This window comes from Stutzerimonas stutzeri KOS6, assembly GCF_000307775.2.
GTDB lineage: Bacteria > Pseudomonadota > Gammaproteobacteria > Pseudomonadales > Pseudomonadaceae > Stutzerimonas > Stutzerimonas stutzeri_B.
Genome location: NZ_KK020677.1, coordinates 86730 through 100224 on the forward strand (window position 1 = coordinate 86730; position 13495 = coordinate 100224).

10 protein-coding genes are annotated in these 13495 nt (G+C 65.8%); 7 read left to right on the top strand and 3 right to left on the bottom strand.

The genetic code is table 11. The features are described from left to right. Nucleotides 1-19: 19 nt before the first annotated feature. Both B597_RS40900 and B597_RS40905 read right to left on the bottom strand, forming a co-directional pair. Nucleotides 20-790, bottom strand: coding sequence for a 3-hydroxybutyrate dehydrogenase (locus B597_RS40900; RefSeq protein WP_003292261.1), 771 nt, complete (start codon nt 788-790; stop codon nt 20-22). A gap of 135 nt (nt 791-925) precedes the next feature. Then, nucleotides 926-2317: a GntP family permease gene (locus B597_RS40905; protein ID WP_003292262.1), complete on the bottom strand. Its 1392-nt coding sequence runs from the start codon at nt 2315-2317 to the stop codon at nt 926-928. A 459-nt stretch (nt 2318-2776) separates the two neighbouring features. Here B597_RS40905 and B597_RS40910 point away from each other — a divergent pair, with 459 nt between their 5' ends. Next, nucleotides 2777-3190, top strand: a complete 414-nt coding sequence (locus tag B597_RS40910; RefSeq protein WP_003292263.1) for a DUF192 domain-containing protein — start codon at nt 2777-2779, stop codon at nt 3188-3190. A 246-nt stretch (nt 3191-3436) separates the two neighbouring features. Here B597_RS40910 and B597_RS40915 read toward each other — a convergent pair whose 3' ends face one another. Beyond that, nucleotides 3437-3907, bottom strand: coding sequence for an Lrp/AsnC family transcriptional regulator (locus B597_RS40915; protein WP_003292265.1), 471 nt, complete (start codon nt 3905-3907; stop codon nt 3437-3439). Nucleotides 3908-4112: 205 nt separating this feature from the next. On the opposite strand from B597_RS40915, the gene B597_RS40920 reads away from it, so the two are divergent. The 6 genes from B597_RS40920 to maiA all read left to right on the top strand — a co-directional run bounded on the left by B597_RS40920 (nt 4113) and on the right by maiA (nt 13480). After that, nucleotides 4113-7598 (top strand): indolepyruvate ferredoxin oxidoreductase family protein, encoded by a 3486-nt coding sequence (locus tag B597_RS40920; protein ID WP_003292266.1) that lies wholly within the window; start codon nt 4113-4115, stop codon nt 7596-7598. A gap of 204 nt (nt 7599-7802) precedes the next feature. Continuing rightward, on the top strand, nt 7803-8897 hold the full coding sequence (locus B597_RS40925; RefSeq protein ID WP_024162386.1) for a Glu/Leu/Phe/Val dehydrogenase dimerization domain-containing protein: 1095 nt from the start codon (nt 7803-7805) through the stop codon (nt 8895-8897). A 432-nt stretch (nt 8898-9329) separates the two neighbouring features. Continuing rightward, nucleotides 9330-10430: a 4-hydroxyphenylpyruvate dioxygenase gene (gene hppD, locus B597_RS40930; RefSeq protein ID WP_003292268.1), complete on the top strand. Its 1101-nt coding sequence runs from the start codon at nt 9330-9332 to the stop codon at nt 10428-10430. Between the two features lie 156 nt (nt 10431-10586). Continuing rightward, complete coding sequence (locus tag B597_RS40935) at nt 10587-11726, top strand: homogentisate 1,2-dioxygenase (RefSeq protein ID WP_003292269.1); 1140 nt, start codon at nt 10587-10589, stop codon at nt 11724-11726. Next, nucleotides 11726-12709 (top strand): fumarylacetoacetate hydrolase family protein, encoded by a 984-nt coding sequence (locus B597_RS40940; protein WP_003292270.1) that lies wholly within the window; start codon nt 11726-11728, stop codon nt 12707-12709. The genes B597_RS40935 and B597_RS40940 overlap by 1 nt, the downstream gene beginning before the upstream one ends. A 120-nt stretch (nt 12710-12829) precedes the next feature. Next, the gene (gene maiA, locus B597_RS40945; RefSeq protein ID WP_003292272.1) at nt 12830-13480 is read left to right on the top strand and encodes a maleylacetoacetate isomerase; all 651 of its coding nucleotides are present in this window, start codon (nt 12830-12832) and stop codon (nt 13478-13480) included. Nucleotides 13481-13495: the final 15 nt, after the last annotated feature.

Consider the following 13495-nt stretch of genomic DNA (forward strand, 5'->3'; position numbering starts at 1 on the left):
CCGAGCGCCTGCATCGCCGCTATCGCGCGGCCCAGCCGCCATCCATGTTCCAGGCGGCGCCGCGCACCTGGTCGCCGGCTTCGCTGCAGAGGAACAGTGCCATCGCCCCCAGTTGTGCGGGGGTGACGAAGTCCAGCGAGGGTTGCTTCTCCGCCAGCAGTTCGTGGCGCGCACGCTGCTCGTCGCCGTCCTGTCGCGCGCGCTCGTCGATCTGCTGCTGTACCAGCGGCGTCAGCACCCAGCCAGGGCAGATGGCATTGCAGGTGATCGGCGTGGTGGCGGTTTCCAGCGCCACCACCTTGGTCAGTCCGACCAGGCCGTGCTTGGCGGCGACGTAGGCGGATTTCTGCTCCGAGCCCACCAGCCCGTGAACCGAGGCGACGTTGATGATCCGCCCCCAGCCGCGCTGGCGCATGCCGGGCAGGGCCAGGCGAATGGTGTGGAACGCCGAGGACAGGTTGATGGCGATGATGGCGTCCCAGCGCTCCGGCGGAAACTCCTCCACCGGCGCCACGTGCTGGATGCCGGCATTATTGACCAGGATGTCGACGCCACCGAACTCGCGTTCGGCGTAGGCGAACAGCTCGGCGATCTGCCCGGGATCGGAAACGTCCGCACCATGATGACCGACCTTGCGGCCGTGCCGGCCGACTTCGGCCTGCGCTGCCGATGCGTCGCCGAAACCGTTGAGGATCAGGTCGGCGCCGGCCTCGGCCAGCTTCAGTGCGATGCCCAGCCCGATGCCGCTGGTGGAGCCGGTGACCAGTGCGGTCTTGCCTGTGAGGTTCATGGGTTTCTCCCGCTTGGCGCCCGCCCGGGGCGGCGCCTTGGTTTTTTTGTGGACGGAAGGCACTCGCTGACGGCGTGGCGTTCGCCTGTGTCGCGCGCGGCACGAGCCGACTCGCGAGCCCGAGGCGCGCACGTATCAGACGATGCCGGTAGCGTAGTACACGCCGATCACGAAGAAGGCCGCGGCCGTGGCGATCAGGGTGATGGCGAAGATGTCCTTGTAGGATTCGCGGTGGGTCAGCCCGGTGACCGCCAGCAACGTGATCACCGCGCCGTTGTGCGGCAGGGTGTCGAGCCCGCCGGAGGCCATCGAGGCGACCCGGTGCAGCACTTCCAGCGGAATCTGCGCGGCGTTGGCGGCAGCGACGAAGCTGTCGGCCATCGCCGCCAGGGCGATGCTCATGCCGCCGGAGGCCGAGCCGGTGATGCCGGCCAGCAGGTTGACGGTGATGGCTTCGTTGATCAGCGGATTGGGAATCGCCGAGAGCGCATCGGCGACCACGATGAAGCCCGGCAGCGAGGCGATCACCGCGCCGAAGCCGAATTCCGACGCGGTGTTCATTGCCGCCAGCAGCGAGCCACCGACCGCCGTGCGGCTGCCCTCGGCCAGCTTGCCGCGCAGGGTGCCGAAGCTGGTCGCCAGCACCAGCGCGATGCCCAGCAGCAGTGCTGCCTCCACCGCCCAGATCGCGGTGAGCTTGCCCACCTCGGTGACCAGCGGGGCGCTCATGCCCGGCAGTTGCAGCGTGTGGCTGGTGCCGTAGAACTCGGGAATCCAGCGGGTGAACAGGAGGTTGGCGACCAGCACCAGCAGCAGCGGTGACAGCGCCAACCAGGGGTTGGGCTGGGCGATATCGGCTGGCGTTTCCGGCTCGTTGCGCAGGTTGGTACCGTAGCCTTCGCCGGCGGCGATGGCCTTGCCGAGCTGCCACTTGAGATAGAGCATGCCCAGGCCGAAGACGAAGAGGGTGCCGATCAGGCCGAGCCAGGGCGCGGCCCAGGTGGTGGTGTTGAAGAAGGTGGTGGGGATGATGTTCTGGATCTGCGGCGTGCCGGGAATGGCGGTCATGGTGAAGGTGAACGCGCCGAGGGCGATGGTCGCCGGGATCAGCCGCTTGGGCATGTTGCTCTGGCGGAACATCTCCGCGGCGAACGGGTATACGGCGAACACCACGACGAACAGCGACACGCCGCCGTAGGTCAGCAACGCGCAGACCAGCACGATCACCAGCATCGCCTGGCTGGTGCCGAGCAGGCGGATCGCCGCGGCGACGATGGAGCGCGAAAAGCCGGACATCTCGATCAGCTTGCCGAACACCGCGCCGAGCAGGAATACCGGGAAGTACAGCTTGATGAAGCCGACCATCTTCTCCATGAAGATGCCGGTGAAGGCGGGGGCCACGGCCGACGGATCGGTGAGCAGCACCGCACCCATCGCGGCGATGGGGGCAAAGAGGATGACACTGTAGCCGCGGTAGGCGGCGAGCATCAGCAGGGCCAATGCAGCAAGGGCGATGACGACGCTCATCGGGACGATCTCCTGGCCCCGCGCGGCACGACCGAAAGCTGCCGAGGGCGTTCGGGGACTCGCTGCTGCACGGCAGGCACATTGTTTTTCTTGTTTCGGCTGCGGACAGTGCCGCACGGTGATTTAGCGAGTTCCGTGCCAGTTACGCAACTATCTGAATCAAAAGGATTTTATTTAACGTGTCCAGATTCGTGGATGGCGCATGTGTCCGACTATGTGGACATCGCTGTCCAGTAATCCAGACATCATGCGGTCTGGAATGCGCCAGCATCGCTACTGCGGTGCACATCGGGCCCTGCCGGGTTGGAAAGGGCGAACGGCGAGCAATGCCGGCGTGCAGCCGCCGGCTACCGGCTGCGGCTATTCTGTTGAGCCCGTCGGGGTTCGCCCTGGTTTTCGCCATTTTTGCGCCGGTTGGCGTGGGGGCTGTTCCGTTGCGCTTAATCTGGAGGTGGGTCGATGCGAGTTGTCCTTTTGCTGTCACTGGTGGCTGTCGCGATCCCGGCCCAGGCGGCCGAGCCGCTGCTGCTGCGCATGGGTGAGCATCGGCTGACGGCCGAATATGCGACTACTGCCGATCAGCGCCAGCTTGGCCTCATGTGGCGTACCGAGTTGGCTGCCGACAGCGGCATGCTGTTCCGCTTCGGCGAGGTACGCCGACACTGCCTGTGGATGAAAGACACGCCGCTGCCGTTGTCGGCGGCATTTCTCGATGAGGGCGGGGTGATTGTCGATGTCATCGACCTGGAGCCGCTGAGCACCGAGATTCGTTGTTCGCAGCGGCCCGCGCGTTATGCGCTGGAGGTGAACCAGGGCTGGTTCGACAAGCGGGATATAGGACGAGGTGCGCGGCTGGAGGGAATACCGGAGTAACTTGGACAACGGCTTTGCCTTGCTCCACCGGTTTGGTCGAGGGGACGGGATGGGTAGTTGTCTGGGGTATCTGCGGGGTGCTGGGGGAACGCGTGGAAAATGCTTCGCAGTTTTCCACCCTACGCGTTTGCGGGTAACGCGTGGAAAGTGACGTGTCGATCCCGCAGGCGCGCCATCGCCGCGTAGGGTGGATAACGGCTCCGCCTTATCCACCAGCTGGCGCGAAGCCCACCGTGGTCACGAGCCTCAATCCAGCGGCAACTCCGTTGTCCGCTTCACCTCGCTCATGGCGATGTGCGAATGCGCCTCCTGCACGTGCGGCCGTTGCAGCAGGTGGTCACGCAGGAAGCGCTCATAACTGTCGATGTCCCTGGTCACCACCTTGAGCAGATAGTCCGACTCGCCGGCCATGGTGTGGCATTCGAGCACTTCGGGGTAGCCCACCACTGCCCGCTCGAACTCGTCGAGATTGCTGCGCCCGTGTGCCGAGAGCTTGATGTTGACGAACACCGTCATGTTCAGCCCGAGCTTCTTCGGGTTGAGCAGGGCGACCTTGCGCTCGATCAGCCCGTCTTCCTGCATGCGGTGAATGCGCCGCCAGCAGGGCGATTGCGACAGTTCGACCTTTTCGGCGATCTCCGCCGCGGACAGATCGGCGTTGTGCTGCAGCAGCAGAAGGATCTTGCGGTCGATGCTGCTCAGTGGCGGCGTCTGCATGGTTGTTCCCGTCTTCTTGTCATTCGTGAATGGTTCATGCACGCAAGTGCTGTTCTACCGCAAAAGTAGAAAGAAAATCTCTCCCCGTCACGGCCAGACTCTTAATCGACACGCGACAGCGGGGCGATCCCCTGCTGATCGCTGGCGTGGAGAGACGGCGTGCGGTTTCTCCATGACTCCGATAACAACAAATCAGGAGCGCCCCATGTCTCTGGCCGAGATCCGTCTGGACGACAAGTACCGGCTTGCAACCGGTCATCTGTACCTCACCGGCACCCAGGCGCTGACCCGCTTGCCGATGTTGCAGCATCAGCGTGACCAGGCCCGTGGTTTGAATACCGGTGGCTTCATCTCCGGCTATCGCGGCTCGCCACTGGGCGGGCTGGACAAGAGCCTCTGGGAAGCCCGCGACTACCTCAAGCAACACGCCATCCACTTCCAGCCGGGCGTCAACGAAGAGTTGGCCGCCACCGCGGTGTGGGGCAGCCAGCAGACCAACCTGTTCCCCGGCGCCAAATACGACGGCGTGTTCGCCATGTGGTACGGCAAGGGGCCGGGCGTCGACCGTGCCGGCGATGTGTTCAAGCATGCGAATGCGGCGGGCGTCTCGCCCCATGGCGGTGTGTTGTTGCTGGCCGGCGATGACCACGGCTGCAAATCCTCGACGCTGCCGCACCAGAGCGAGCATGCCTTCATCGCCGCCTCGATCCCGGTGCTGAACCCGGCCAACGTCCAGGAGATCCTCGACTACGGCATCATCGGCTGGGAGCTGTCGCGCTACTCCGGCTGCTGGGTCGCGCTCAAGACCATCGCCGAAAACGTCGACTCCTCGGCCGTGGTGGAAGTCGATCCGCTGCGCATGCAGACGCGTATCCCGGACGATTTCGAGCTTCCCGAGGACGGCGTGCACATCCGCTGGCCGGACCCGCCACTGGCACAGGAAAAACGCCTCAACCTGTACAAGATCTACGCCGCGCGTGCCTTCGCCCGGGCCAACAACCTGAACCGGGTGATGCTCGATTCGCCCAACCCGCGCCTGGGCATCATCACCACCGGCAAGTCCTATCTCGATGTGCGCCAGGCGCTGGATGACCTGGGCCTTGATGAAGCGCTGTGCGCCCGGGTCGGTCTGCGCGTGCTCAAGGTCGGCATGAGCTGGCCGCTGGAGCCGGTCTCGGTGCACGAGTTCGCCCAGGGGCTGGACGAGATTCTGGTGGTCGAGGAGAAGCGCAGCATCCTCGAGGACCAGCTCACCGGGCAGCTCTACAACTGGCCGGTGGACAAGCGCCCGCGGGTGGTTGGCGAGTTCGACGAGCAGGGCAGCTCGCTGCTGCCGAACCTCTCCGAACTGACCCCGGCGATGATTGCCCGGGTGATCGCCAAGCGCCTCGCGCCGATCTACACCAGCGACAGCATCCAGGCTCGCCTGGCCTTCCTCGACGCCAAGGAAAAGGCCCTGGCCGCGCGCAGCTACAGCACCGTGCGCACGCCGCACTACTGCTCAGGCTGCCCGCACAACAGCTCGACCAAGGTGCCCGAGGGCAGCCGCGCCTCGGCCGGCATCGGCTGTCACTACATGGTGCAGTGGATGGACCGGCGCACCGAGACCTTCACCCAGATGGGCGGCGAGGGCGTCAACTGGATCGGCCAGGCGCCGTTCACCGATACCCCGCACATGTTCCAGAACCTCGGCGACGGCACCTACTTCCACTCCGGCAGCCTGGCCGTGCGTGCGGCAGTGGCGGCCGGGGTCAATATCACCTTCAAGATCCTCTATAACGATGCGGTGGCCATGACGGGCGGCCAGCCCATCGACGGCGAGCTGCGCGTCGACCAGCTCAGCCGCCAGATCGCAGACGAAGGCGTCAAACGCATCGCCCTGGTCAGCGACGAGCCGGACAAGTACCCGAGCCGCGATACCTTTGCGCCGATCACCAGCTTCCACCACCGCCGCGAACTGGATGCGGTGCAGCGCGAGCTGCGCGAGTTCAAGGGCGTCTCGGTGATCATCTACGACCAGACCTGTGCCACCGAGAAGCGTCGTCGGCGCAAGCGCGGCAAGCTGGAAGACCCGGCCAAGCGCGCCTTCATCAACCCGGCGGTGTGCGAGGGCTGTGGCGACTGCGGCGAGAAGTCCAACTGCCTGGCCGTGCTGCCGCTGGAAACCGAGCTGGGGCGCAAGCGCGAGATCGACCAGAACGCCTGCAACAAGGATTTCTCCTGCGTCGAGGGTTTCTGCCCGAGCTTCGTCACCGTGCATGGCGGCGGGCTGCGCAAGCCCGAGGCTGTAGCTGGCGGGATCGAAGCGGCGACGTTGCCCGAGCCCCGGCATCCTTCGCTGGAGCGGCCGTGGAACGTGCTGATCCCCGGCGTTGGCGGCAGTGGCGTGACCACCCTTGGCGCGCTGCTCGGCATGGCCGCGCACCTGGAAGGCAAGGGCTGCACCGTGCTCGACCAGGCCGGCCTGGCGCAGAAGTTCGGCCCGGTGACCACCCACGTGCGCATCGCTGCGAGGCAGAGCGATATCTACGCCGTGCGCATCGCCGCAGGCGAAGCCGACCTGCTACTCGGCTGCGATCTGGTGGTGGCGGCCGGTGATGAATCGCTGACCCGCCTCAACGAGCGGATCAGCAACGCCGTGGTGAACAGCCACGAGTCCGCCACCGCCGAGTTCACCCGCAACCCCGATGCCCAGGTGCCCGGCGCGGCGATGCGTCAGGCCATCAGCGACGCGGTCGGCGCTGACAAGACCCATTTCGTCGATGCCACCCGCCTGGCCACGCGGCTCCTGGGCGACAGCATCGCCACCAACCTGTTCCTGCTCGGCTTCGCCTATCAGCAGGGGCTTTTGCCGATCAGCGCCGAGGCCATCGAGAAGGCCATCGAACTCAACGGCGTGTCGGCCAAGCTCAACCTGCAAGCCTTCCGCTGGGGCCGCCGCGCGGTGCTCGAACGCGAGGCCGTGGAGCAACTGGCGCGCCCGGTTGAGGCCGCCGGGTCTAGCCTGGCCGGACCGATTTGCAAGACCCTGGAAGAGATCGTCGACTGGCGCGTGGACTTCCTCACCCGCTACCAGAACGCCGGGCTGGCGCGCCGCTATCGCCAGCGGGTCGAGCGGGTGCGTGAGGCCGATAGCGCCGATGATCTGGCGCTGTCCAAGGCCGTCGCCCGCTACTACTTCAAGCTCTTGGCCTACAAGGACGAGTACGAGGTGGCGCGCCTCTACAGCGAGCCGGAGTTCCGCCAGCAGCTCGAGGCGCAGTTCGAGGGCGACTACCGGTTGCAGTTCCACCTCGCCCCGGCCTGGCTGGCCAAGCGTGACCCCGTCACCGGCGAGCCGCGCAAGCGCGAGCTGGGGCCGTGGATGCTCAATGTGTTCGGCGTGCTGGCCAAGTTGCGCTTCCTGCGCGGCACGCCGCTCGATCCGTTCGGTTATGGCCACGACCGCCGCGTCGAGCGCCAGCTGATCAGCGAGTACGAGAACACCGTGGACGAGCTGCTGGCCCAGCTCAAGCCGACCAACTACCGCACCGCCGTGGCCATCGCCGCGCTGCCGGAACAGATCCGCGGCTACGGCCCGGTGAAGGAGCGCTCCATCGCCAAGGCCCGCCAGCAGGAGAAGCTGCTGCGGGACCAATTGGCCAAAGGCGACGAGGTGCAGAGCGTGCGGCTGTTCCAGCCGGCGGCGTAGCTGGCGCAGCTCGGCGGGCGCAGGGCTCGGTTGCCCGGGGCTGCTCCTGGTGGGCTGAAGCCCACCCTACGAAATGCAGCCTCGTGCTCTCGTAGGGTGGGCCTCAGCCCACCGCCAGGGCGCGCCGCCCGGGCCGGGCTGACACTCGATAAGAAGGCCCTGCCCATGGCAGGCCACCAGACCAACAGGAACGAGGTAAGCCAAATGTCCGTCTTCGCTCATCCCGACTTCGATCGCCACGAACAGGTGGTCTTCTGCCATGACCAGGCGTCGGGCCTGAAAGCCATCATCGCCATCCACGACACACGCCTCGGTCCGGCGCTGGGCGGTTGCCGGATGTTTCCCTATGCCAGCGACGATGACGCCCTGCGCGATGTGCTGCGTCTGTCGCGCGGGATGACGCTGAAATCCTCGCTGGCCGGCCTCAGGCTCGGTGGCGGCAAGGCGGTGATCATCGGCGACCCGCATTCCGGCAAGAGCCAGGCGCTGTTGCACGCCATGGGTGACTTCGTCGACAGCCTCGGCGGGCGCTACATCACCGCTGCCGATTCGGGCACCGGTGATGCCGAGATGCAGGCCTTCGCCCAGCGCACCCGGCATGTCATCGGTGCCACGCCGCGCACGACCCTCGACGGCAGCATTGCCAGCGGCGACCCGTCGCCGTCCACGGCCCAGGGCGTATTCGTCGGCCTGCGCGAAGCGGTGCGTCAGCGCCTCGGTCGTGACGATCTGACCGGATTGAAAGTAGCGATCCAGGGAGTCGGCCATGTCGGCCTGGGCCTGGCGCGTAAGCTCAAGGCGGCCGGCGCCCGGTTGTGGGTGGCCGACGTGTTCGATGCCAATCTGCGGCAGGCGACGGATGAGCTGGGTGCCCAAGTGGTCCGCCCCCAGGATATCTACGGCCTCGATGTGGATGTGTTCGCGCCCTGCGCCATGGGCGGCATTCTCAACGAGCAGACCCTGGAAGTGCTGCGCGCGCCGGTGATCGCCGGGGCAGCGAACAACCAGTTGGCCACGCCGGCGATCGGTGTCGAGCTACAGCGGCGCAACCAGCTCTATGCGCCGGACTACGCAATCAACGCCGGCGGCATCATCGATGTCTACTACCAGCGCTGCGGTGGCAGCGCCGCGCAGATCAATACCCACGTGAACGCCATCGGCGAAACCCTGCGCGAGATCTTCACCCGCAGCCTCGCCAGCGGCGAGCCGACCTCGGTGATCGCCGACCGCCTGGCGCTGGAACGCCTGCAGGCCGGCGGCGAGTCGCGGCCCGAAGCGTTCCAGCGCCAGGCTTCCTGACAGGCGCCGGCAGCCGCGCGGGCAAGGCTTCGCCTGCGCAGGTGATCGATGTCTTTGCTCGTAGTGTGAAAAACGCGCGAAGCGCTTTTCCAGCGCCGCCGGCCAGCAGCAGACGAAGCTCAGGCCGAACAGGCTCGGCCCTACGGTTTGGCGGCGGGCCCGGAAGCACCACCTGTAGGGCCGAATTCATCCGGCCGTTCGAAGACTGCGGCACCCTGCCGCACCGGGTTGTCAGTTTTTCGTTACGCCTGGCAAGCCGCCGAGCCAGGCGCTTGGCCGCAAATGGTGCTGTAAGGAAAAGCTGACAGACAACCCCGGTGTCATCGACCTGGCGCGCTCCTGAACGGGATTGTTCGCCGCCCTGTGCTGGAGTGTGATGAACGCAGCCAAGCCGTGCAACGGCAGTCCTCACAACAATAATCAGGAGGCGAGATGAACGCCGTGAACAAGATCGAGCAGCACAACCCCATCGGTACCGACGGCTTCGAGTTCGTCGAATTCACCGCGCCGAATGTCGAAGGCATCGAACAGCTGCGTACGCTGTTCACCCAGATGGGCTTCACCGAAACCGCCAAGCACCGCTCCAAGGCGGTCTGGCTGTTCCAGCAGCACGACATCAACATCGTGCTCAACGGCAGCCCCACCGGGCATGTGCGCGCCTTCGCCGAGAAGCACGGCCCGAGCGCCTGCGCCATGGCCTTCCGGGTGAAGAATGCCGCGCAGGCCGCCGCCTACGTCGAATCCCAGGGCGCCAGGCTGGTCGGCAGCCACGCCAACTTCGGCGAGCTGAACATCCCCTGCGTCGAAGGCATCGGCGGCTCGCTGTTGTATCTCGTCGACCGCTACGGTGACAAGAGCATCTACGACGTCGACTTCGAGTACATCGAAGGGCGCACGCCGAACGACAACGCCGTCGGCCTGATGTGCATCGACCACCTGACCCACAACGTCATGCGTGGGCAGATGGATGTCTGGTCCGGCTTCTACGAGCGCATCGCCAACTTCCGCGAGATTCGCTACTTCGACATCGAAGGCAAGCTCACCGGCCTGTTCTCCCGTGCCATGACCGCGCCCTGCGGCAAGATCCGCATCCCGATCAACGAGTCGGCCGACGACAAGTCGCAGATCGAGGAATTCATCCGCGAGTACCACGGCGAGGGCATCCAGCACATCGCGCTGTCCACCGACGACATCTACGAGACCGTCCGCCGCCTGCGTGCCAACGGTGTGGACTTCATGACCACCCCGGATACCTACTACGAGAAGGTCGACAGCCGCGTGCCGGGGCATGGCGAGCCACTCGACCAGCTGCGCGAGCTGAGCCTGCTGATCGATGGCGCGCCGGGCGTCGGTACGTCGGGCGATGACGGCATCCTCCTGCAGATCTTCACCAACACGGTGATCGGCCCGATCTTCTTCGAGATCATCCAGCGCAAGGGCAACCAGGGCTTCGGCGAAGGCAACTTCAAGGCGCTGTTCGAATCCATCGAGGAAGACCAACTGCGCCGCGGCGTGATCAAGGCGGGCGAGTAAGGCCGCGCGAGGACCGTGGGGTGGAAGACTGTGGAGCATCTTCCACGCGTCCGTGTCGGGCCGACCAACGCGTGGATGTGCTTCGCGACATCCACCCTACGCATCGGCAGCCACGGCAGCGCCATTCAGATCACGCGGTATCACGAGGAGAGCCACATGAGCCGCAACTGGATCAGTTTCCCCATCCGCGAGGGTGAGAGTTCGCGTCAGGCGCACTGCGATTTTCCGCAGGGCACCTACGAGCGCGAAATGGGCCGCGAAGGCTTCTTCGGCCCGGCTTCGCACCTGCATCACAAGCATCCGCCGACCGGCTGGATCGACTGGGAAGGCCCGCTGCGCCCGCACGCCTTCAACTTCAATCACATCCCCAGCGAAGGCGACTGCCCGCTGCAGGCGCCGCTGGCGCTGCACAATGCCGACGTCAAGCTGCGCCTGTGGAAGACCAACGGCGCCATGCGCCACCTGGTGCGCAACGGTGACGGTGACGAACTGCTGTTCATCCACGAGGGCGCCGGGCATCTGTACTGCGACTTCGGCCACCTGGAGTTTCGCGACGGCGACTACCTGATGATCCCGCGCGGCACCGCCTGGCGCATCGAGGCGACGCAGCCGGTGTTCATGCTGCTGATCGAGAACACCGACGGCGCCTACCAGTTGCCGGAAAAAGGCCTGGTCGGCCCGCACGCCATCTTCGATGCCGCGGTGCTCGACCATCCGCGCCTGGACGACGCCTTCCGCGCGCAGCAGGACGAGAACCCCTGGCAGATCCGCATCAAGCGGCGAGAGCAGATCACTACCGTGACCTACCCGTACAACCCGCTGGACGTGGTCGGCTGGCACGGCGACAACACCGTGGTACGGCTCAACTGGCGCGACATCCGCCCGCTGATGAGCCATCGCTACCACCTGCCGCCGTCGGCGCACACCACCTTCGTTGCCAACGGTTTCGTGGTCTGCACCTTCACGCCGCGGCCGGTGGAATCCGATCCGGGTGCGCTGAAGGTGCCGTTCTTCCACAACAACGACGACTACGACGAAGTGCTGTTCTACCACCGCGGCAACTTCTTCAGCCGCGACAACATTGAGCAGGGCATGGTGACCTTCCACCCCTGCGGCTTCCCCCACGGGCCGCATCCGAAGGCGCTGAAGAAGGCCAGCACCGACCCGGCGACCTTTGCCGACGAGGTGGCGGTGATGATCGACACCCGCCGCGCGCTGGAAGTCGGCGAGGCCGCCGCCGCCGTCGATGTCCCCGAATACGTCAACTCCTGGCGTGCGCCGGGCAAGGAATCCTGATGAAACTCTCAACCCTCAACCAGGGCCGCGACGGCGTGCTCGTCGTCGTTTCCCGTGATCTCGCCCAGGCGGTGAAAGTGCCGCAGATCGCCGCCACGTTGCAGGCTGCGCTGGATGACTGGAACTACTGCAAGCCGAAGCTGGAGGCGGTCTACCAGCGCCTCAACGACGGGCTGGAGGAGGGCGCATTCGCCTTCGACCAGGCCGCCTGCCACAGCCCGCTGCCGCGCGCCTATCACTGGGCCGACGGCAGCGCCTACGTCAATCACGTCGAGCTGGTGCGCAAGGCGCGCGGCGCCGAGATGCCGGAATCCTTCTGGCACGATCCGCTGATGTACCAGGGCGGCGCCGATGCCTTTATCCCGCCGCACAGCCCTATCCGCCTGGCTGACGAGGCTTGGGGCATCGACCTGGAAGGCGAGCTGGCGGTGATCACCGACGACGTGCCGATGGGCGCGACGCCGACCGAGGCCGCTATGCATATCCAACTGCTGGTGCTGGTCAACGATGTGTCGCTGCGCAACCTGATCCCTGGCGAGCTGGCCAAGGGCTTCGGCTTCTACCAGAGCAAGCCGTCGTCGAGCTTCTCGCCGGTGGCGGTGACGCCGGACGAGCTGGGCGAGAGCTGGCGCGACGGCAAGGTGCATCGGCCTTTGGTCTCGCATATCAACGGCGAGCTGTTCGGCCAGCCGGATGCCGGCACCGACATGACCTTCAACTTCCCGACCCTGGTCGCCCACGCCGCGCGCACCCGTCCGCTGGGCGCCGGCACCATCATCGGCTCGGGCACGGTGTCGAACTACGACCGCAGCGCCGGCTCTTCCTGCCTGGCCGAGAAGCGCATGCTCGAGGTGATCGAGCACGGCGAGGCGAAGACGCCGTTCCTCAAGTTCGGCGACCGGGTGCGCATCGAGATGTTCGACGCCAGTGGGCAGAGCATCTTCGGCGCCATCGACCAGCAGGTAGCGAAATATGACGCATAGGGTGGATCACGCTTTATCGATCCACCATTGGCTGGCATGGCCAGTGCGACATTTTCTGGGGAGCCGTGTCGGTGGAAAACGCTTCGCGTTTTTCCACCCTGCGGCTCAGGGTGATTCCAAATGTTGAAACTCTATGGCTACTGGCGCTCCAGTGCCGCCTACCGGGTGCGCATCGCGCTGAACCTCAAGGGCCTGGCCTATCGCCAGGTGCCGGTGCATCTGGTCGAGGATGGCGGCCAGCAGCATGCGGCCGATTACCGCGCCCTCAACCCGCAGCAATTGGTGCCGTTGCTGGTCGATGAAGTCAACGGCGGGGCGCGCATCGGCCAGTCGCTGGCGATCCTGGAGTACCTCGAAGAGGTGTTTCCGGTGCCGGCGCTGCTGCCGGCCGATCCGGTCGAGCGCGCCCAGATGCGCTCGCTGGCCATGCACATCGCCTGCGAGATCCATCCGCTGAACAACCTGCGCGTGCTGCAGTACCTCTCCGCCGAACTGGGCGTCGCCGACGAGGCGAAGCGTGCCTGGTACCGGCATTGGGTCGCTCAGGGGCTGGCGGCGGTGGAGCAGGGGCTGGAAAGCTTCGGTGGCAGGCTTTCGCTGACCACCCGGCCAGGCTATCTGGAGGCGTGCCTGATTCCGCAGGTATACAATGCGCGCCGTTTTGCCTGTGACCTCGCGGCGTATCCACGCATTCTCGAGATGGTTGCGCGCTGCGAGACGCTTCCGGCCTTCCAGCAGGCCGCGCCGGAGGTGCAGCCCGACGCCCGATGAACGACTGAATCCGCC